A 20,230-nucleotide genomic window follows, 5' to 3' on the forward strand; every position below is an offset into this window, starting at 1 on the left:
TTTCGGATCCAGGTGAGCCATCAGGCCCAGGAATATCCCTCCAATTCCTCCCGGCTGAGCCGGGGATACAACAAGGCGCCTCGTGGCGCACATCAGGCGTTCGACGGTGTTGCGGTCCTTGTACAGGTCCGCATCGTGGGTGACCGGCCGTCCGCCGCGCCGTCCCCTCTTCTTCCGGTTGGCCGCCTGGTCCTTCTTCTCCGGGATGACGGCCTTGATGCCGCGTTCGCGCAGGTGGGCGCGGTTGGCGCGGGAGGAGTACGCCTTGTCGCCAGCCACCGCGTCGGGGCGGGTGCGGGGGCGGCCGGCCCGGCCGCGGACCCGGACCTTGGCCAGGACCGGGACGAACCGGAGGCTGTCGGCGGCCTGCCCCGGGGTGAGGGTGAGGGCCAGTGGGCGGCAGCGGCGGTCGGCTGCCACGGGGACCTTGCTGGTCAGCCCGCCGCGTGAGCGGCCCAGGGCGGCTGCTTTCAGCCGTGCCCGGCGTCGTCGGTACAGGCGTCGGCGCTCGTCCCGGCGGGCGGCTTCGGCCGCATCGCCAGGTTCTGCGGCACCTTGATCCTTTTGTTCCTTGCCGCGGCCCCCCTTTCCTCCGCCAGTGCCTTCTCCAGCGCTGACAGCGTCTTGGCGTCCACCCTCATGCCGGCCGCGTCGTGATGCGCTCTCGCTGTGGTGGAGTCCACGCTGACCAGGGAAAGGTCCACCTGGTCCCGCCGTGCGGCCTCAGCGATCACCGCCTCCATCAGGGCCTGGAAGACGCCCGCGTCGCGCCACTGGCGGAACCGGTCGTAGACCGTGGACCAGTTCCCGAACTCCTCCGGGACCTCCCGCCACTGGGCCCCGGAGCGAAAACTCCAGATCACGCCCTCGAAGTGATCCCGCAGCCGGTGCGGATACGGGCCGTAGGCGCCTATCGGGAGCAGCGGCTCCACCAACGCCCATTCGTCATCGCTCAGTTCACGCCTCGCCACACGAGTGTTCTACCAACCGAATGATCACGACCCCCACAGGACCTGGAACGCCGAGGACCGCGCCGCGGACGTGCTGGCGGACCGCGTGGCGCTGCTCCTCCATCAGTCCGCGGTACGCCTCGGTCCGCTGTGGATCGTCGGTGATTCGGGCGGAGGTGAAGCCGCAGAGCCCGCGTCGGGTTGCTCGCGCTTGATGGCCGCGTCCACTGCGGCACCGATGCGGCGCAGTGCCGCCAGCTCTTGGGGCTCGAGATCATCGATCAGGTACTCGCGGACTGCGGCGACGTGTCCCGGCGCCGCTGTCACGACTGCCTCGTAACCGGCCTCGGTCAGCGTCGCAGTGGTGCGCCTTCCGGTACCAGGGATCCGGTTCCGTGCGAGCAGTTCGCGCTTCTCAAGCCGACCGACGACATGGGACAGCCTCGACAGTGACGCAGCCGTTCGCGCGGCCAGGGCGCTCATCTGCATGGTGCGAGCCGGCTGCTCGGACAGGACCGAAAGCACCATGTACTCGAAGAAGGTCAGTTGAGCCTCGCGCTGCATTCGCGCATCCAGCGCAGCCGGCAGGCTGATCATGATCGCGGAGTTGGCCAGCCACGCCGCCAGCTCGTCGCCGTTCAGCCATCGCGTCTCGGCAACCGGACCAGCGGACTTCCTCGAGCCGGAGCTTTCTTCGGCAAGCGCCGTCGCCTCGGATGTCGACCCGTTCCGTGGACGCCGGCGGCGCTGGCCGTTCGTGTCATCTGCCGTGCTCGCCATGAGGACATCCTAGACGCACTTATTGACGCGTCAAGTTCGAAGGAGTAGAACTTGACGCGTCAAGTTCCCTCCGCTGCCGACCGAGCGCGTAACCGATAGCGGCGCAATGTGCCATCGACGCCGTTACGCACCCTTCTGCGGCGCTGAGGCCTGCCCCACACGGAAACGCAGGGCCGGCGGACAGATTCACGAAAGGACAACAGATGCAGTCCACGTCGCTCGGCAGGCTCGATGTCTCGCGCATCGGCCTGGGTGTCATGGGGATGTCGGCGTACTACACCGGCGCCGGTCGGGACGAAGCCGAGTCGATCCGCACCATTCATCGCGCCGTCGACCTCGGTGTCACCCATCTGGACACCGCCGAGGTGTACGGGCCCTACGTCAACGAGGAACTGGTGGGTCGCGCGATCAAGGGCCGCCGGGACGAAGTTGTTCTCGCTACCAAGTTCGGCCTCGTCTCCCACACCGGCCGGCCGGGCCCGGACAGCACCCCCGCCAACATTCGCACGGCTGTCGACGGCTCACTGCGGCGGCTCGGAACCGACCACATCGACCTCTACTACCAGCACCGGGTCGACCCCGGCATTCCCATCGAGGAGACGGTGGGAGCGCTCAAGGAGCTGGTCGAGGCGGGCAAGGTCCTCCACATCGGCCTGTCGGAGGCGGCAGCGGCGACCATCCGCCGGGCCCACGCGGTTCATCCCGTGGCCGCTGTCCAGAGCGAGTACTCGCTGTGGACACGAGACCCCGAGGCCGAAGTGCTGCCCACGCTGCGTGAGCTCGGTATCGGCCTGGTTCCCTACTCACCGCTGGGACACGGCTTTCTCTCCGGTGACATCCGCACCCTGGACGGTCTGGACGCCGCCGACTGGCGTCGCACCAACCCCCGGTTCACCGGCGACAACCTCACGCGCAACCTGCGCATCGTCGACCAAGTACGCGAGGTCGCCGACGAAGTCGACGCCACGCCCGCGCAGGTCGCTCTGGCCTGGCTGCTCGCACAGGGAGACGGCATCGCGCCCATTCCGGGGACGAAACGTGTCGACCGCCTCCAGGAGAACAGTGCCGCCGACGGCATCCGTCTCACCGCAGGCCAGATAACCCGCCTGAACAACCTGACACCGGCGTCCGGCGAACGCCACGCCGAGCCCGACATGGCCGCCATCGACCAGTGAGAGATGCACGAGACCGGCGATTCGCCCCGCGCGATCCGCCGATCGAGCACTTCGAGCCCAGACCTCAAGCGGCGCACCGGGCGAATCCAGCCACATCTCGTTGCAACGAAAGAAATGGACGACACATCATGTCAAGCAATCTGATCCGAGTCGGCATTATCGGTGCGGACACGAAGGCGAGCTGGGCGGGGGCATCGCACATACCCGCGCTGGCGGCGCAGCCCGACTTCCACCTGGCCGGTGTGGCGACGCGGCACGAGGAGAGCGCGCGCAGCGCTGCCGAGGCGTTCGGCGCCGAGCGTTGGTTCGCGGACCCCTACGAGCTCATCGGTGACCCTTCGATCGACCTCGTCACCGTCGCGGTGAAGGTCCCGGCTCACCGCGAGCTCGTCCTGGCGGCTCTCGCGGCGAACAAGGCCGTGTATGCGGAGTCGCCACTGGGCGCGACCGTTGCGCAGACGGAAGAGATGGCTGACGCGGCCGGCTCGCTGCACACCGCGATCGGCCTGCAGGGCCGGCTCAATCCCTCGGTACGCCGCGCGGCGGAGATCATCGCTCAGGGCCGGCTAGGGCGGCTGTTCTCGGCGCGAGTCGCCGCGACGACCTTCGGCAACGGCCCGGAGTCGGTGAGCGCGTACGAATACTTCGACAAGGCAGCGTCCGGAGCCGGCTTCCTCACCATCGCCGCGGGCCACGTTCTGGATGTGGTCGAAGCCGTTCTCGGCGACATCACCGAAATCGACGCCCGCACCGAACTCCTCTGGCCACAGGTGAAGTTGGTGGACACCGGCGCGATTTCCGTCCGCGAGGTCCCGGATCACCTCGACGCCATCGCCAAGACCTCCTCGGGGGCGCCCGTCGGAGTGCAGATCCTGGCGGGCGTACCCGCCCCCGACGCCCACTTCAGCCTGGAAGTACGCGGATCGGAGGGCTGGCTGAAGCTGACCGGCGACCACCCCGCAGGCGTTCAGGTCGGCGACCTCACCCTCTCGTCGAGCGTCGACTTCACCCCGCCCGACAGCCTCGTCGCCACCGGCACGGGACCCACCGCCGCCGACATCTGGACGGGCGCTTCCATCAACGTCGGCGAGGTCTACGCCAGCCTGGCCCGCGACATCACGAACGGCACCCACCACACCCCGGGATTTCAGCACGCCGCCCACAACAGCCGACTCATCGTCCGAGTCGAACAAGCCGCTCAGACCGGCGTCCGGCACTGACGCCACCACACCCCGCGGCACCGTGCACCACTGCCGGAGATGCACGGACAGCCGACGGAGACGCCCCACCCAGTCAGGCCCTGGTGTCCGCGATCAAGGTCGCGGACACCAGGGGCCCCATGGCGGCAGCCTTCGAGAACCGGGCCGTGACGGATACGGCGACCGATCCGCGAGTACGGGCAGCCGACATAGGTTCGGACCCGCTGAAGGGTTCCTGAGGCCCACAACCCCGATCAGGGAGTCGTTGATGATTTCAGTCCCTTGTCACCATGGCGCTCGCGGCGCTTCGCGGCAGGCTCACGACGTATGACCACCTCCGCGCGCACCTCCGTTCTCGAAGCGCAGGATGGGCCCTTCGAATTTCGCGACATCGAGATCGAGGACCCGCGGCCCGACGAGGTACTCGTTCGCATGGTCGCGACCGGAATATGCGCGACCGACGCTCACGTGCGGGCGCAGCGAATGGCGACGCCGCTGCCGGTGGTGCTGGGGCACGAGGCGCGGGAGTCGTCGAACGAGTGGGGGCCGTTGTCACCACCGTCGAGCCCGGTGACCACGTCGTCCTCTCCTACCACTCGTGCGGCCGCTGCAAGCCGTGCATGTCCTCTCACGCGGCCTACTGTGACAACGTCTGGGCAGCCAACTTCGCAGGTGCCCGCCTGGACGGCTCGAACGGTCTCCACGTCGCCCACGGAACTGAGCCACACGGCCACTTCTTCGGCCAGCCCTCGTTCTCCACCCACGCCCTGACCCACCAACGGAACACGATCAAGGTCCCCCGCGATCTGCCCCTCGACGTCATGGCGCCGGTGGGGTGCGGATTGCAGACGGGCGCGGGGGCCGTGCTCAAGGCCCTCGCTGTTCCGGCGGGGGCGTCCTTCGCGGTCTTCGGCGGGGGCGCGGTGGGCCTGGCGGCGGTCATGGCGGCACATGTCGCAGGTGCTACCACCATCGTCGCTGTCGACGTCGACGCCGGCCGCATCGAGCTGGCCCGCGATCTCGGAGCGACGCACCTCGTCAACCCCGACCAGGTCGAGGATCTGACCGGCGCGCTCCGCGCCGTCGACGAGCGCGGTCTGGAGTACGTCCTCGACACGAGCGGCCGCGCGGAGAACCTCGACGCCGGGGTCGGCGCCCTGGCACCGCTGGGCCGCTTCGGCTTCGTGGCGTTCCATGAAGGCGCAGGCGCCATGATCGACGCCGGCCGGCTCACGCTCGGCCAGTCGTTGCAGGGCATCATCCAGGGAGACGCTGTCTCGTCGCTACTGATCAACGATCTTGCCCAGCTCTATCGAGCGGGCCGGTTCCCCATCGACCGGCTGCTGTCCTTCTACGACTTCGCCGATATCAACACCGCGTTCGAGGATGCAGGCTCAGGCCGCGTTACCAAGGCGATCCTTCGATTCACGTCACCGGGATAGCCCACCCGTTCGACAGATTTCCGAGAACACAGAGAGGCGTCCCGTCGATGTGCCAGAGCAGTCAGATACCCATCAGCGTCGAAGAAACCCCGAATTTCTACGGGATCGACCACTATGGGTTCCCTCGTGCGGGGGCGGACGACCCGTTGGACCCCGAGGGGTATTACCCCCCCATATTTCCAGAGCGAGCACTTCCAGAAGTACGGCTACCACGTTGAAGAACTGCGCGGCGGCTTCTACTGGGTCACCAGTGCCGGCTACGACGCCGCATTCGTGGTGACCCTACGACGCCGCATTCGTGGTGACCGAGGAGGGCGTGGTCGCGATCGACGCACCCCCGACGCTGGGCGAGAACATGCTGGCGGCGATCGAGGACGTCACCGACCAACCGGTGACCCACGTCATCTACAGCCACTGGCACGCCGATCACATCGGCGCGGCCTCCGTGTTCGGTCCCGACGTCGAGATCGTCGCCCACCGCATCACCAAGGAACTCCTGGAGCGCTTCCCCGACCCGAAGCGTCCCCTGCCGACGAGGACGTTCGACGACGAACCCGTTCTCGAAGTGGGCGGCGTGAGCCTGCAGCTCTCCTACAAGGGAGAGAACCACTGCCCCGGCAACATCTTCATCTACGCACCCCAGCAGAAGGTGCTCACAGCCGTGGACATCGTTAGTCCGGGAAGCGTCACGTTCATGCACTGCGACGCCTCGCAGAACATCTCCGGCTGGTACGAGGCTCAGTCTCAGATCCTCGAATACGACTTCGACTACTTCGTCGGCGGGCACCACATGCATTACGGCACCTACGAGCAGGTGAAGCTGTGCGTGGAGTACTTCGCCGACGTGCTCGAGGGGGCGACTGCGGCGGTCGAGCGGTTCAGCCGCTCGGATGCGCTCGCCGACATCGTGACCGGCACCGGCTGGGACAGGATCTTCGTCGGTACCGAGAACTGGATCAGCTCCATGACGAACTACACCACCCGCCACGTCCTCGAGAAGGAAACGAGCGACGGCCGGCTCTGGTGGGAACGGCTGGCAGGAGCCACCACCCAGACCAAGTACCACGCGTACACCGTGCTGGAATCGATCCGCCTCGAACGGCCCCGACCCGACTACCGCCTGCGGGGCGAGAATCCTGCGGTCTTCCTGACCTGACACCGTCCTGAACAGTACGAGCATCTGCGCGGTGCGGCGGACTCTGTCGATCCGTCGCACCGCGCACAGCTACGTACCGAAAGCCGAAGCTGACGCTTCCCTGTTCTGTCGGTCAAATGACCGTTGTCTCCCCGGGAGTTCACATGCACGTCGGTTTCTCGCTTCCTCAGTACGGCGCGATGTCTGACCAGCTCGACAAGCTCGCCGGCTTCGCCCGACAGGCCGAGGAACTTGGTGCCGACAGCCTGTGGGTGGGTGACCGCGTACTGGCCGGCGTGAATCCGCGCGTGGGCTACATGGGCACGGACACGATTCCGTGGCAACTGCGCACCATGCTCGACCCGTTCGTGGCGCTGAGCGTTGCCGCGAGCGTCACCGAACGAGTACTGCTGGGCACATCCACACTCATCGCACCCTGGTACTCCCCATTGCTACTCGCCCGGTCGCTGACCGGTGTCGACGTGGTGAGCGGGGGACGTCTCATTCCCGGCCTCGGAACCGGCTGGTCGCCCGAGGAGTACCAGGGAGTGGGCGTTCCCTGGCAGGAGCGGGGCGCGCGGCTGGACGAGTGTCTGGAGGTGCTGGAAGCCGTGTGGACCACCGAGCCCGTCGCGCGACACGAGGGCAGGCACTACGCCTTCCCCGCCGCCCACATCGGGCCCAAGCCGCTCCAGCGCCCCCGGCCCCCGATCTACCTGTCCGGCTTCGCCCCGGCCTCCCAACGCCGGGCGGCCCGCCGCGCGGACGGCGTACTTCCCGTTGCGGTGCCCGAAACTGCCCGGTCCGGGTCTTGTCGACCACCGCCTTCCGCCAGTTCTGGGTGGCGAAGGAGATGCCGACCTCCTTGCCCTCCTCGTTGAAGGCGGTGATGTACTCGCCGCGGGCCGCCTGGTGCCGCTGGGCGTGTGCAAGGGCGTCCAGCACCCGGCTGTCCTCGCTGGTCGCGGTGAACTTCAGCTTGTCGTTGTCGGCAAGGTCGAACATCACCGCCCGGTCCCGGCCGATCTGCCCGTACAGCAGCACTTCCCAGAAGTTGCCGTGATGGGCGGAGACCTTCTCGATCTGCTCGTACTGCTTCGCGAACCCTCCGAAGCCGTCTACCGCGCGGGTGACCGCGCCGAACCCGCCGGCCTGCACCACCTGAGCCTTCACCAGGGCGAGGACCGCCGGGGAGACCCTGCCCTCCAGCCGCGTCGCAACCTCGTCCACCGGCGCCTCCTCATCCAGACCGTCCAGGGCTTGGCGGACTTCGGCGGTCATGGCCGTGGCCTTCGTGAGCGCCTCCTGGGCCGGGCCGCCTCGTCGATGTGCTTGAGCACCGTGCGGTAGTTCCCGATCAGGGACTCGACGATCTCCCGCTCGGCGAGCCGGATCTCCTCCAGCTCCGCCTTGGCCTTCTTGATCTTCGTCGCCACACGCTTGCAGAACATCGTCGCCAGGTCGTCCCGCACCCGCATCCGCGCCTTGTGCGTCAGGGCCGCGACCAGCGCGATGCGTTTGACGGGGAGGAAGTCCCGCAGCTCCGAGGCGTCCGCCGCGTCCGCTTCCCCGGCGAAGTCGGTGACCTTCCCCGCGGCGACTCCGTCCATCCACACGTCGGTGTCGCCGAGCTCGTCCAGCCATTCCAGACGCTTGGTCAGGTTCTTGAAGTGCGACCAGGTCGGGCCCTTGGCGGGCTTCTTCAGCCGGTTGAACAGGTCGTCCCGTCACTGTCGCGGTCCTCCAGCAGTCGCATGAGCCCCGCCCGCTGAGCGGCGCTCATGCGGTCGTGGATGCCCGTGCGGATCGAGGCGTTCACCTCGGTCCGGATTTTCGAGGCCATCTTGTCGAAGGTCGAGAACCTGGGCAGTTCCAGCCCGGCCTCCACCACCTTCTCCAGCGCGATGTTGATCAGATCCGCCGGGCGGTTCTTCGCCGTGGCTTCCTTGCGGATCGACTGCTCGACGATCCCGCGAGCCCTGACCTGGTCGTATGTCACGCCGGCCTGCTTGCGGACCAGGCCCCGGTGGTGCTTGGCGGTCCGCTCCGCCCGGTACACCGGCAGCGTGCCCTCCGGCAGCTCCACCGCCCGCCGGACGAAGTCCACCACCATCTCCGGGACGTCTTCCAACGCCGGGAAACACCCCATGCGCCGGTACGACTTCAGCATCAGCAGCAGCGCCAGCAGATGCTCATCGCAGTCCGTGGCATCGGCCGCCCACTTCAGCTCATCGCGGCTCGGAGAGAAGAATCAGGTGCAGCTCATGCGCGGTGATGAGCCGCTTGAACCGCGGATACGCGGTCCGTTCAATCGATGTCACAACCCACCCCAGGCCCCAGACGACGCTCAACATCACCACCAACGACACTGAGCCGAATGGGTGACGGGCAGAGGGTGCTCAGGGCTTCAAGATCATCCCGTTGCCCCTCTGGCGCGTATCTCGGTCACACCCCATCCACGCCTCCTGCGAGGACTACCGCGCCGCCGCCGGAATCGACCTCCTGCACGACGACGAGGACGCCGCCGCCGGACGGCGGATCGCCTGCCCGGTGCTGGCGCTCTGGGGTGAACACAGCTTTGTCGGGCGGCAGTACGACGTTCCGTCCGTCTGGCGTGAGTACGCCGACGACGTGCGGGGACACGCGCTGCCGTGCGACCACTATCTGCCCGAGGAGGCTCCCGGCCCGACCGACGAACACCTCGCCGCGTTCCTGCGCGATCCGTCCCGGACGGCCACCGGGCCCGCCTGACCGGAGGCGCGCGCCGGGAGCCTCTCAGGTGCCGGCCGGCTCGACCTCCAGGAACCGCCGTCGCCTGGGGCCCCGGTACAGCAGGGCCTCCCATCCCAGGCGCCCCAGCGCGGCGGCGCACGCGGCCAGGGCCTGCTCCTCCTCCTGGGCGGCCCCGCCGCCGTGCGGGCCGAGCCACTCCACCCGTACGGTGCCGGCCTCTTCGCCGGGGCCGACGCGGAACCCGGTGGCCGTCCGCCGGCCCGAGGCGTCCACGGCCGACGCCGCCATGCCGGACGCCTCCAGCGCCAGCGCGACGGCCCGGACCGGACGCTGCCGCTCCCAGGGGGCCGGTACGGACGCCGGGTCACCGGCGCCGGTGTGCGTCAGGCGCCGGATCTGCAGCAATCCCTCGAAGGCGACCCGGACTTCGGCCGCCCGCGCCTGCGGCGTTCCTCCGGCCGCCGGGCCGTCACCGGTGGCCGCCTCGAAGCCGCCGGGCCGTTCCGTCTCGTCTCCAGCCGTCGTCATCCGCGCCGCCGCTGCCTCTCCACCGTGTGCCTGGACCGAGCCGTGTGCCCGGACCCAGCCGTGTGCCCGGACCGAGCCTCTGTCTGGACCGACGAGAGACCCCGACCGGACGGGGGGCGCCGGTCGGGGTCGTCGAAGGGAGAGTGCGGATGGCGGTCGCCTCGCGGCGATAGGCTCCATGGGGCTTCAGCCGAACGATCTTCCCCATGGGCGATTCTCATATGGGGCCCGGGGACTCAGTTCCATCCATACCCTCACTGGGTCCAACGGCTGCCCACCGGCGAATGTTCCCGGCCCGGACAATCAGGTCGGAAGAACCCAGATGGGGTTCGAGTAGAACCAGAGGTCCTTCCACGGGTCGGCGTCGCCCGGCACATCGGCCGCGGGACCCACCGGGTCGACCTTGGCGCCGTTCAGCCCCACCGCGGTGCGGTTGCCGTCCGTGCCGCGCAGGCGGACGTACACCGGTCCGGAGACCCGGCCGAGCCGGTAGGTCAGCCGGATGGTGCCCTTCGACTTGTTGACCTCGAAGGACTTGACGACCCCGGCGGTCGGCGCGGTGAAGGTGTCCCGGTCCTCGACCGGCCCGGTGACCTGGCCCTGGATGACGTCGACCCGGGCCAGTGTCGGCACGAACTGCGCCCAGTTGGCGCCGTTGGCCAGTGCGATGTCGATGCTCAGCTCGACGTCCGTACCGCGCTTGACGCGCAGCGCTCCGCCGAGGGTGGCCCAGCGCCCGCCGCCCTTGAGCCGCGCGTCCAGGCCGCTGATCAGGCCACCGTGGTCGACCCAGATCCGGCCCGCCCGCATGGCGTCCATGACCGCCGCGTACGAGAACCGCTCCGCGCCGACATGCGTACGGCTGTAGTGGCCCGGCCAGTAGTCGTTCTGCGCGAGGTCGAGCCCGTCGCCGTACACCGGGTCGGCGTGCTTGCCGTTGCCCGCGAAGTCGTCGTCGGGACCCACCACGGAGGGCTCGGCGTAGACGTTGTGCGAATCGGAGTTGGCGGTGATCCACCAGGGCTTTCCCTCGGCGAGGAGGCTGTCCCAGAGGCCGCCGACCGTCGAGGTCATCCAGTCGAAGCCGCCCCAGGTGCGGTAGCTCTCCGCGGGGTAGGCGGCGAAGGAGTTGGGGCCGGGACCGTTCCCGTAGAGGCCGCGGGCCCCGCCGCTGCCCTTCGGCTTGGGCAGACCGCCGGCCTGGTGCCCGGGGGCGCCTTCCATGCCGATCGCGATCCGGTGGCCGTCCGGGGTGGCGTCGCGCCAGCCGCGGATCTCGTGGGGCGAGTCGATGCCCTGGCGGGCCGGGTGGTTGGCGAGCATCAGGATGTCGTCGACCTTGCGGCGGCGCACCTGGTCGGCGAGGAACCGCAGGCCGGAGATGGCCAGGGCCTCGTTCGTGGGCGCGGACGTGCTCGGGTGGAGGCTGCCGTCGTAGTCGGTCTCGAACTTCTTGAGCACCTCCACCTCGCCCCGGCCGGGATGCACGAAGACGGTGGCGTGCTCGGCACCCGGGATGTTCCACTCCAGGCCCTGGAAGACAAGCTGGTCCCGGTGGCCGGCGCGGGCTTCCTTGATGTCGGGATTGACCTTGTCGACACCGATCTTGGCGTGGGTCTCGCTGCCGTGGTCGGTGATGACCATCCAGTCCAGTCCGTGCCGCGCGCCCTGCCGCACCTGGTCGGCGACGCGGTACTTGCCGTCGCTGCTGTACTGCGTGTGGATGTGGTGGTCGCCCGCCAGCCACAGGAAGCCGTTGCCCCTGCCCCGGCCACCGGCCCCGCCCGAACCGCTCGTCTGCGCGGCGGCGGCCGCGGAGGCGCCGCCGCCCAGCACGCTCGCTCCCGCCAGGCCCGCGCCGAGAAGGCCGGCGCGGCGCACCATCGAACGGCGGGAGAGCTGACCGGGGGACAGCTCGCCGTCCGGCACGCTCATGTCGAGGGCCGGGGGCAGCGGTTCCGCGTCCGCCGGGGTGTCGTGCGTGTGGTGCGTGTGACCGTGCGGGTGGTGATGGCCGTGGCCCATGTCCTGCTCCTCGCCGATGCCAGTGATGCCCAGCGGGACAGATGTTCGAGTGGTGGGGTGAAGGCCCGGTGAAGACAGTGCGTACGAGGGATGTTGAATGCCGCACGAGATGTCGTGGGGTCGGGTGGATGGTCGCGGGAGGCGACGGGAAGGCCGTGGCGATTTCTCGGAGTTGGTGCGCGCCGTAAGGGGGAGTTGCCGGTCTCGCGGTGGGATCCGTGACGGGCGAGGGCGTCCGAGTCCGCCCGGCTATACACCGCGTGTATACGTGCTGTGTATAGTGCTCGGTATGTCACTCGGCCATGCCCTGTCCGGGCCCTTGAATCCGGCGTTCCGCGCGACGTAGCGGCCGACCGGCCCCCGTTCGCGGCCCTTTCCCGACCCGCGTTTCCCTGACCCACGCTCGCTTCACCGGCGCCCGCTGCGCGCGTCGGCCCCCGAACATGCCCCGGCACGGCTCGGTGCCACCCCGTCACGGCCCTTCCATGGGCCGCTCGCCCTCAGGAAGAGGGATTTGTCATGTCATGGAACATATCGAGGCTCAGGTCACGTACGGCCGGCGCCCTGGCGGCGGTCGCGTCGCTCGGCCTGGTGCTCAGTGCCTGCACTTCGTACGACACCTACTCGGCCGCCGACGCCAGAAGCGAGGCCAAGGGTGGGGTGCAGGTCAAGGCCGGGATGAAGGCCCAGGCCGGCCCGGTCGACTGCGAGAAGGTGAAGTGCATCGCCCTCACCTTCGACGCCGGCCCCTCCGAACACACGCCTCGGCTGCTGGACATCCTCAAGAAGGAGAAGGTGCCCGCGACCTTCTTCCTGCTTGGCAAGAACCATGTCGACAGGTATCCCGAGCTCGTCCGCCGTATCGCGGACGAGGGGCACGAGGTGGCCAACCACACCTGGTCGCACCGGATCCTGACGGACCGTAGCTCCGACGAGGTACGGGAGGAACTCTCCCGTACGCAGGACGCCATCGAGAAGCTCACCGGCAAGAGGCCCACGCTGATGCGCCCGCCGCAGGGCCGTACCGACAACGATGTCTCGGACGTCAGCCGCGAACTCGGTCTCGCGCAGATCATGTGGAGCACCACCGCCAAGGACTACTCGACGACGGACTCCGCCCTCATCGAGAAGCGCACCCTCGACCAGGCGGGCCGGGACGGCATCATCCTGCTGCACGACATCTACGACGGCACCGTGCCCGCCGTTCCCGGGATCATCGAGGAGCTGAAGAGGCGCGGCTACACCTTTGTGACGGTTCCCCAGCTGATGGCGCCGGGACACGCCGAGCCGGGGAAGGTCTACAAGCCCTGACGACGGGTGCAGTCGCTCGCGGCCCGGGCGCTTCGCCGTACCCCGCGCACCGGCAATGACACCATGTAATCGACCAGGGGGCGCTGCCAACGGTCAGTGGCTGCCCGTCAGTTCACCGCTGAGGGTCTTGTGCAGCCGCTCGCTGGGCTGGTTCAGCCCGGTGATCTCGACCGTCTTGCCGCGCTGTGCGTACTTGGCGGTGACGGTGTCGAGCGCCGCGACGGAGGAAGCGTCCCAGATGTGGGTGGCGGAGAGGTCGATGACGACCGTCTCCGGGTCGTTCGCGTAGTCGAACCGGGCGACGAGCTCATTGGACGACGCGAAGAACAACTCGCCGGTGACCGAGTACACGACCGACTTCCCGTCGGGGTCGGTCACGGCGGTGACATCGGCTGTACGGGCGACCCGCCTGGTGAAGATGACCATGGCGGTGACGGTGCCGACGACAACGCCGACCGCGAGATTCTGTGTGGCGAGGACACAGGCGACGGTGACCAGCATGACCGCGATCTCACCGACGGGCAGGCGCTTGAGTGTCCCCGGCGCTATGGAGTGCCAGTCGAACGTGGCGAACGAGACCATCACCATGACCGCGACCAGCGCGGCCATCGGGATGTCGGAGACGACCGGCCCGAAGACGATGCACAGCACCATCAGGAACGCGCCGGCGAGGAAGGTCGACAGCCGGGTGCGCGCGCCCGACACCCGGACGTTGATCATCGTCTGCCCGATCATGGCGCAGCCGCCCATGCCGCCGAAGAGACCGGTGACGATATTGGCGATGCCCTGCCCGACGGACTCGCGGGTCTTGCTGGAAGGGGTGTCGGTGATGTCGTCGACCAGGCGCGCCGTCATCAGGGACTCCATCAGCCCGACCAGGGCCATGGCCAGTGCGTAGGGCGCCACGGTGGTGAGCGTGTCCAGAGTGAAAGGCACATCGGGCAGACCCGGCACCGGCAGGGACGAGGGCAGCGCCCCCCTGTCCCCGACGGTGGGGACCGCGATGCCGGCGGCGACAGTGATCGCCGTCAGGACGACGATGGAGACCAGCGGCGCCGGGACCGCCTTGGTGACCTTCGGGAAGAGCGCCATGAGCGTCAGTCCCCCGACGAAGAGCGGGTAGACCGCCCAGGGCACGTCGCGGAGTTCGGGAATCTGCGTCATGAAGATCAGAACGGCCAGCGAGTTCACGAAGCCGACCATCACACTGCGCGGCACGAACCGCATCAGCCTGGCGACGCCCAGCGCCCCGAGCACGATCTGGAAGACACCGGCGAGGATGACACAGGCGATCAGATAACCCAGCCCGTGTTCGCGGTTGAGCGGTGCGGTGACCAGGGCGACGGCGCCGGTCGCCGCGGAGATCATCGCGGGGCGCCCGCCCACGACCGCGATGGTGACGGCCATGGTGAACGAGGCGAACAGGCCGACGCTCGGGTCGACCCCGGCGATGATCGAGAACGAGATCGCCTCGGGGATCAGGGCCAGTGCGACCACCAGCCCGCCCAGCACCTCCGTACGCAGCACCTTGGGTGAGCGGGACCAGGACGGGCGGAAGGCGCGCAGTCGCGCGGCGGTGGACTGTACGGGAGTGGACAAGGAAGGCAACCTGACGTGTTCGCGCTGTACGTGCTGTGTGTGCTGTTCGGCACCGGCACGGCGTGGCTGCCCCCGGCCCGGCCGACTCTACCCTAACGTTAGGGTAGAGATTGGTGCGGGCCCTACCGGCCGCACGGGCGTCGGGCCGTACCGGCGGCGCGAGCACAGGAGCGGAAAGGGTCGGGATCCCAGGCGTGGACTTCGAACACATCATGCGTATCGGCGAGGTGGCCGCGCGTACCGAACTGTCCCTGCGGACCATCCGGCACTACGAGGAGACCGGACTCGTCACCCCCTCCGCGCGCTCCCAGGGCGGCTTCCGTCTCTACACCGACTCCGATGTGGCCCGGCTGATGGTGATCCGCCGTATGAAACCCCTGGGGTTCTCGTTGGACGAGATGCGTGCGCTGCTCGCCGCCACCGACCGGCTCGACTCCGACGAGCCGCTCACCCCGGACGAGCGGGACGAACTGCTGGCGCGCGTAGGGCAGTTCGAGCAGATCACCGCCGAACGGATGGCCGACCTGCGGACCCAGCTGGCGCGGGCCGAGGATTTCGCCGCCACGCTGCGCGAGCGGACCGCGCCGCGCGACGGCTGACCGCCGGCGTACAGGGCGGAAAGAGGGCCGGTCAGGACGGGAACTCGTCCGCCGGCACCTCGGTGGTCGTGGCGTTGCCGCCGATCGTCTTCTGCAGCGAGAAGGTCAGCACGGTGTACTGCGTACCGCCGGTGACCTGGACGGTTTTGAAGTTCGCCTTGTCGTCGAACTTCTCGAAGCTGCAATCGCGGGTGAAGGACTTCTTGGCGGAACTCCAGTCCTCGCCCGCGGTGAAGTACACCGTGTACGTACCGTCGCCGACGCGCCGCACCGTCGTGCTGGAGCCCTTGCGGATGTACACGGTGAAGGTGGTCCGCTTGCCTCGCGTCAGGGACACCACCGCGTCGGAATCGGTGCCGTTGTCGATGGTCAGCCGGCCCAGCCCGCCTCGCCAACCGTCCTTCACGAAGGACCCGTTGCCGAGCCGGCGCTTCTTCGGCTGCTCGGTCCGGGGCAGCTTCAGATGTACGGGATAGCCGAGGCCGTCGAGTGTGCTTCCGGCGTCCCGTACGGGCTGGAGGCCGTCGGCCGCGCCCAGTTCGACGCGTGGCGAGGTGGCGCACCGGCCTTCGTCCGCCTGCGCGTCGGTGAGACTCCGGCCCAGGCCGCGCAACGAGGCGGCGAGATCGGCATTGCCGGTGAGGGCGTCGTCCGGAGTCTCGGCCGTGTCCAGCTGGGTGGCGGCGGTGACGGCGGCGGTGGCCGCCGTACCGAGGGCCTTGTTCAGCGCACCGCCCTCGCGCGCGCGGTCGACGACGCGCAGGGCCTTGTCGAGCGGGCCGAGGGTGGTGTCGAGCGCACGCCGGTACGCGGCGGGGTCGACGGTCGGCGTCGGGCTCGGCGTGGGTGCGGTCGTGCTCGCGGAGGCCGGAGATCCCTGGCCGCCGCTGTCACCCCCTGAACCGCCCGAGTCGCACGCGGCCAGCGGTAATGCGAGTGCCACGACCGCGCTCAACGCGGTGGCCTTTCCCGATACGCGCGCACACGAATGTCTCACCCTGTTGCCCCCCGATCCCCCGTCGGCACCGGTGGAGTGCCGAATGTCCAGAGTTCTCCGATGTGTGAGGACTGTCAAGATGCCCGGACAGCGGCCCGGCCGCCGTCCCGCCCGGGACGAGGACGGTGGCGGTGGCGGGTGTGGGGGACCGGTCGTACGGTGAGAGGGCGACTGACTCGAAATGACCTGTGCGGTCGGACGGGCGGCGGCGTTATGGCGACGAACGATGAGGGCTTCGGCGGGATGATCTGCAGTCATCTGGCGGATGTCGAGCCGGTGACCCCGGACAGCAAGGACAGCTGTCCTGAATGCGTCGCTCTCGGCGACAGCTGGGTTCACCTGCGGGAATGCCAGGGCTGCGGGCATATCGGCTGCTGCGACTCGTCCAAGAACAAGCATGCGACCGCGCATCATGACGCGTCCGGTCACCCGCTCATCCGGTCGTACGAGCCCGGTGAGGGCTGGTGGTGGTGCTACGAGGACGAGGTGGTCTTCGAGGTCGAGGGAGTCCCGCCGGTGCGGCCGGGGGGGGGGGGGGGGGCCCCGGGGGGGGGGGGGGGTGGGGGGGGGGGGGGGCCCCGGGGGGGGGGGGGGGCGGGGGGGGGGCGCCCGCCCCCCCCCGCCCGGCCTGGTGCTCCGGCGGCGAGGACGCGACTCAAGGACCCTTCGGCTCGTTGAGTCCGATCAGCCAGATCAGCCAGATCAGCCCGCTCACCTCGCTCGGTGTGTTCGGTTCGTTCAGCCCGATGTCACGGTGAACAGCGCCCCGTCCGGGTCGCGCAGCGTCGCCTCCCGCAAGGTGGGTGAGGCATTCGGCGGGGAAACCAGCGCGCCGCCGCCGTTCAAAGCCGCCGAGACGGACGTGGATACCTCGGGCACGCGGTAATACACATGCCACCGGGGCCGGATCTGCGGGTCGGGGGTGGCCCGCACGCCACCGCCACGGATCTTGGCGACCACCTGGTCGTCCTGCCGCAGCACCGCGTGATCCTCTTCGTGTACGAGTGTGAAACCGCCCTCGGTCTCGGGTGCCCACCCGAGGACCTGGCTGTAGAACCGGGCGGCGTCGGCGGTGTTGCGCGTACGCAGCTCCAGCCAGGCGGGTGCGCTGCCGCGTCCCACCGTCCAGTCGGACCGGACCACTCCCTCCCAGATACCGAAGGCCGCGCCGTCGGGGTCCGTCGCCAGTGCGGCCCGGCCCGAGTGGAAGGCGAGCGGCCCCACCGCGACGGTGGCGCCCCGTTCCCTGATCCGGGCCGCCGCCTCGTCCACGTCGGACACGGCGAAGTACGGCGTCCAGGAAACGGCGACCTGGAGCGAGGAGGCCAGCGCCCCGATGCCCGCGACCGGCAGACCGTCGGACAGGGCGACACAGAAGTCGTCCCCTAGCCCCGCCGACCGGTAGGTCCAGCCCAGGACGTCACCGTAGAAAGCCTGAGAGGCGGACATCTCACGCGACAGAAGGGTCACCCAGCAGGGAGCCCCCGCCACCGTCCGCGAGTCCATCTTTTCCTGCTGCACACCGCTCACTCCGCCCACGTCCGACTCTCGATTGTCCTGGGCCCTGTGCGACCCAGGCTCTGTGCGACCCAGGTCCTGTCCGGCCGATCTCCGCCGGACAGAACACCTGGCTGCCACTACGTCTTGCCGCTGATCGTCTTCTCTACTCTGCCAGGCCGCGGACTGTTTCGTTCCTGTGCGCAGTTGTACCGATTCTGTCCGTAGCCGGTGGAGTGAAGGCAACGGTCACGGCGGCCGTACGCCCTCTCAAGGACGTACGGCCGCCGTGGTGTTCCCGTGGGCAGCCTGCTGTGGACCGTGGCCCGGGAGGGTCAGTGCCGGGCGGCGGCGAGGGCCGCGTCCGCCTTCGCTCGGGTGGGCTGCCACAGCGTGGTGACCGGCTCCCAGACCCTGATGCCCTCGGGCGATCCCAGAGAGGACGCGTCGAACCGCGTGCCGTGGTGCGACGGGTCGCCCGCGACCGTCAGGTACGCGACGGTACGGGGATCCTCGGCCGCCGGGTCGACGGTACGCACCGCGGCGTACGCGGACCCTCCGGCGGCGAGCCGGTAGGGCGAGCTCTCCGCCGGCGGTACGGGCTGGGCCGCGCCGTCCAGGTCCCCGAAGGTGACGGTGGGAATACGGTCGACGACGCAGGCCCGGCCGCTCTTGTTGGTGACGCTGATACGGACCACATCGGCCGCTTCGGACCGCGTCGCGGTCACGGTGACCGAAGCCTCGCCGCAGGTGGCGGCCGCTGGGGCGGCTGGCGCGGAGACGGCGGCCGAGGCACCGGTCGCGGTCAGGAGCACGGCGAGAGAGGCCGCCGCGGCGGCGGCGAGAGCGGGACGCGTACGCATGGATGGTTCCCCGTTTCGGTGTTTCGGTGGACCGGTCGATCGAAGGACCGGCGGGTCGGCGGACCGTCGAGCGCGGCGCAGCGCCGGACGCGGGTGCTTCCGGCTGTGGTCGTGCTGTGCCGCCTGCCTGAGATGACACGCGGACGAGCCTGGTGGTTGTACGGACCGGCGGTATTCGATCAGGGGATCCGGGGCAGCGACGTCACGCCCCTCCGGCGTCCTCGTTCCGCTGGTCGTCCCGTCCGTCGTTCCGTCCCGCGTCCTGTCCGGTGTCCTGCTCGGCACCGGTCGCCGAGGTGGCGGCGTGCGCCGGTGTGTGCTCCCGGCCACCGGGATGACGATCACGCCAGAACCAGAAGACGGCGGTGGACCCGAGGGCCCAGCCCGTCAGGACCAGGAAGGGGAACACATGCTGTGCGCTGCCGAAGTACACGGCGGTGTGCTGGGCGTTGACCGAGGCTCCCGGCGGCAGCCAGCGTCCGATGTGGCCCAGCACCGACGGCAACAGGGGCCAGGAGACGGCACCCCCGGAGGACGGGTTGCCCAGCAGCACCAGCAACCCCCAGGTCGGAAGCATCGCCCACCGCCCCATCAGGGTGTTGAACATGGTGAAGACCATGCCGGAGGTGAACATGGTGAACGCCAGGATCAGCCATGACTCCACGAACGGGAGATCGAGCGCGCCGAGCCACCAGTCCACCACCGCGGCGATGGCGAATCCTCCGAGCAGCGCGTAGGCGAGGATGAACGCGATCCGCTCCGCCGGATCGAGGCCGCGCGCGTGGATGCTCAGCTGAATGGCGCCGAGGAAACCGATGACCACGGCCGCGAGCGAGATGTAGAAGAGCGCCAGCCCCCGCGGATCCCCCTCCGGTAGGGGCTTGATGTCGCGGATCGTCAACGGGATGTGCGCGGCCTTGGCCACCGCGGCAGCCGTATCCGTCAGCAGCTGCGCAACGGAGGCCCCGGCGGCGCCGGCCACGTCGAACCCCGCACGGCCCTCGCGGAACGTCAGGATCGCGAAGACTTCCTGCTGCTCCACCCCGTGGCGCGCTGCCGTGTCCGTCGCGTAGTGGCGGAGTTCGAGCGAGGCGTTGAGCTGCTTCTCCATGCCGTTCACAAAGGCGGTGGCACTCGGTGTGCCGGTGGGGCCGACCACGGCCGCGGGAATACGGCGCGGCGTCGGATTCGCCATGTTGTACGTGTACGAACCCGCGAAGAGTCCGGCCGCCGCCGCGAGGATGAACAGCAGAACCGTCGCGGGGAGGAAGGGCGAGGCGGTGAAGGCGGCCCATCGACCGGCCATGGTCGGTCGCCTGCCGTGCGCGCCGCCCGAATGCGGACGGTCTTCACGATCCGGGTCCATGGAGGCACCGTAAACCACGCATATCGGGAAT

19 protein-coding genes and 2 pseudogenes are annotated in these 20,230 nt (G+C 69.1%); 10 read left to right on the plus strand and 11 right to left on the minus strand.

Annotated features, from left to right (window positions below):
• Positions 1-90 precede the first annotated feature (90 nt).
• Both ACIQD6_RS35050 and ACIQD6_RS35055 read right to left on the minus strand, forming a co-directional pair.
• Positions 91-971, minus strand: a pseudogene (locus ACIQD6_RS35050) (transposase); the annotation flags it as partial.
• Positions 972-1,073: 102 nt separating this feature from the next.
• The gene (locus ACIQD6_RS35055; protein WP_401890798.1) at positions 1,074-1,730 is read right to left on the minus strand and encodes a MarR family winged helix-turn-helix transcriptional regulator; all 657 of its coding nucleotides are present in this window, start codon (positions 1,728-1,730) and stop codon (positions 1,074-1,076) included.
• A gap of 203 nt (positions 1,731-1,933) precedes the next feature.
• Here ACIQD6_RS35055 and ACIQD6_RS35060 point away from each other — a divergent pair, with 203 nt between their 5' ends.
• The 6 genes and pseudogenes from ACIQD6_RS35060 to ACIQD6_RS35085 all read left to right on the plus strand — a co-directional run bounded on the left by ACIQD6_RS35060 (position 1,934) and on the right by ACIQD6_RS35085 (position 7,562).
• Positions 1,934-2,905 carry an aldo/keto reductase gene (locus ACIQD6_RS35060; RefSeq protein WP_401890801.1) on the plus strand — a complete coding sequence of 324 codons (972 nt, stop codon included), beginning with the start codon at positions 1,934-1,936 and terminating at the stop codon, positions 2,903-2,905.
• 128 nt (positions 2,906-3,033) lie between these two features.
• Positions 3,034-4,125 carry a Gfo/Idh/MocA family protein gene (locus ACIQD6_RS35065; RefSeq protein WP_401890804.1) on the plus strand — a complete coding sequence of 364 codons (1,092 nt, stop codon included), beginning with the start codon at positions 3,034-3,036 and terminating at the stop codon, positions 4,123-4,125.
• 411 nt (positions 4,126-4,536) lie between these two features.
• Positions 4,537-4,844 (plus strand): annotated as a pseudogene (locus ACIQD6_RS35070) (alcohol dehydrogenase catalytic domain-containing protein); the annotation flags it as partial.
• Between the two features lie 201 nt (positions 4,845-5,045).
• Entirely contained in the window at positions 5,046-5,546 is a 501-nt protein-coding gene (locus ACIQD6_RS35075; RefSeq protein WP_401890914.1) for a zinc-binding dehydrogenase, read from the plus strand.
• Between the two features lie 298 nt (positions 5,547-5,844).
• Entirely contained in the window at positions 5,845-6,702 is an 858-nt protein-coding gene (locus ACIQD6_RS35080) for an MBL fold metallo-hydrolase (RefSeq protein ID WP_401890807.1), read from the plus strand.
• Between the two features lie 143 nt (positions 6,703-6,845).
• Positions 6,846-7,562 (plus strand): TIGR03619 family F420-dependent LLM class oxidoreductase, encoded by a 717-nt coding sequence (locus ACIQD6_RS35085; RefSeq protein WP_401890810.1) that lies wholly within the window; start codon positions 6,846-6,848, stop codon positions 7,560-7,562.
• A gap of 396 nt (positions 7,563-7,958) precedes the next feature.
• On the opposite strand, the gene ACIQD6_RS35090 is transcribed toward ACIQD6_RS35085, so the two are convergent.
• Both ACIQD6_RS35090 and ACIQD6_RS35095 read right to left on the minus strand, forming a co-directional pair.
• Positions 7,959-8,291, minus strand: coding sequence for a hypothetical protein (locus ACIQD6_RS35090; RefSeq protein WP_401890813.1), 333 nt, complete (start codon positions 8,289-8,291; stop codon positions 7,959-7,961).
• Between the two features lie 92 nt (positions 8,292-8,383).
• On the minus strand, positions 8,384-8,908 hold the full coding sequence (locus ACIQD6_RS35095; RefSeq protein ID WP_401890917.1) for a DUF4158 domain-containing protein: 525 nt from the start codon (positions 8,906-8,908) through the stop codon (positions 8,384-8,386).
• Positions 8,909-9,102: 194 nt separating this feature from the next.
• Between ACIQD6_RS35095 and ACIQD6_RS35100 the strand changes: the two genes are divergently transcribed.
• Positions 9,103-9,432: an alpha/beta fold hydrolase gene (locus tag ACIQD6_RS35100; RefSeq protein WP_401890815.1), complete on the plus strand. Its 330-nt coding sequence runs from the start codon at positions 9,103-9,105 to the stop codon at positions 9,430-9,432.
• Between the two features lie 24 nt (positions 9,433-9,456).
• Here the strand turns inward: ACIQD6_RS35100 and ACIQD6_RS35105 are convergent, their stop codons facing one another.
• Positions 9,457-9,942 carry a hypothetical protein gene (locus ACIQD6_RS35105; protein ID WP_401890817.1) on the minus strand — a complete coding sequence of 162 codons (486 nt, stop codon included), beginning with the start codon at positions 9,940-9,942 and terminating at the stop codon, positions 9,457-9,459.
• Positions 9,943-10,245: 303 nt separating this feature from the next.
• The gene (locus tag ACIQD6_RS35110) at positions 10,246-11,967 is read right to left on the minus strand and encodes a PHP domain-containing protein (protein WP_401890820.1); all 1,722 of its coding nucleotides are present in this window, start codon (positions 11,965-11,967) and stop codon (positions 10,246-10,248) included.
• A 519-nt stretch (positions 11,968-12,486) separates the two neighbouring features.
• Here ACIQD6_RS35110 and ACIQD6_RS35115 point away from each other — a divergent pair.
• Positions 12,487-13,278, plus strand: coding sequence for a polysaccharide deacetylase family protein (locus ACIQD6_RS35115; protein ID WP_401890822.1), 792 nt, complete (start codon positions 12,487-12,489; stop codon positions 13,276-13,278).
• 93 nt (positions 13,279-13,371) lie between these two features.
• Here ACIQD6_RS35115 and ACIQD6_RS35120 read toward each other — a convergent pair whose 3' ends face one another.
• Positions 13,372-14,877 (minus strand): SulP family inorganic anion transporter, encoded by a 1,506-nt coding sequence (locus ACIQD6_RS35120; RefSeq protein WP_401890825.1) that lies wholly within the window; start codon positions 14,875-14,877, stop codon positions 13,372-13,374.
• A 212-nt stretch (positions 14,878-15,089) separates the two neighbouring features.
• On the opposite strand from ACIQD6_RS35120, the gene ACIQD6_RS35125 reads away from it, so the two are divergent.
• Positions 15,090-15,476, plus strand: coding sequence for a MerR family transcriptional regulator (locus ACIQD6_RS35125; protein WP_401890920.1), 387 nt, complete (start codon positions 15,090-15,092; stop codon positions 15,474-15,476).
• A 31-nt stretch (positions 15,477-15,507) separates the two neighbouring features.
• Here the strand turns inward: ACIQD6_RS35125 and ACIQD6_RS35130 are convergent, their stop codons facing one another.
• On the minus strand, positions 15,508-16,419 hold the full coding sequence (locus tag ACIQD6_RS35130) for a hypothetical protein (RefSeq protein WP_401890828.1): 912 nt from the start codon (positions 16,417-16,419) through the stop codon (positions 15,508-15,510).
• Between the two features lie 297 nt (positions 16,420-16,716).
• On the opposite strand from ACIQD6_RS35130, the gene ACIQD6_RS35135 reads away from it, so the two are divergent.
• Positions 16,717-17,151, plus strand: a complete 435-nt coding sequence (locus ACIQD6_RS35135; RefSeq protein ID WP_401890922.1) for a UBP-type zinc finger domain-containing protein — start codon at positions 16,717-16,719, stop codon at positions 17,149-17,151.
• A gap of 60 nt (positions 17,152-17,211) precedes the next feature.
• On the opposite strand, the gene ACIQD6_RS35140 is transcribed toward ACIQD6_RS35135, so the two are convergent.
• The 3 genes from ACIQD6_RS35140 to ACIQD6_RS35150 all read right to left on the minus strand — a co-directional run bounded on the left by ACIQD6_RS35140 (position 17,212) and on the right by ACIQD6_RS35150 (position 20,199).
• Positions 17,212-17,979, minus strand: coding sequence for a VOC family protein (locus ACIQD6_RS35140; protein ID WP_401890925.1), 768 nt, complete (start codon positions 17,977-17,979; stop codon positions 17,212-17,214).
• Positions 17,980-18,305: 326 nt separating this feature from the next.
• Positions 18,306-18,833 (minus strand): DUF4232 domain-containing protein, encoded by a 528-nt coding sequence (locus ACIQD6_RS35145; protein ID WP_401890830.1) that lies wholly within the window; start codon positions 18,831-18,833, stop codon positions 18,306-18,308.
• A 202-nt stretch (positions 18,834-19,035) separates the two neighbouring features.
• Entirely contained in the window at positions 19,036-20,199 is a 1,164-nt protein-coding gene (locus ACIQD6_RS35150) for an ABC transporter permease (RefSeq protein ID WP_401890833.1), read from the minus strand.
• Positions 20,200-20,230: the final 31 nt, after the last annotated feature.

It is taken from the genome of Streptomyces sp. NPDC088400, from assembly GCF_044753355.1.
Lineage (GTDB): Bacteria > Actinomycetota > Actinomycetes > Streptomycetales > Streptomycetaceae > Streptomyces.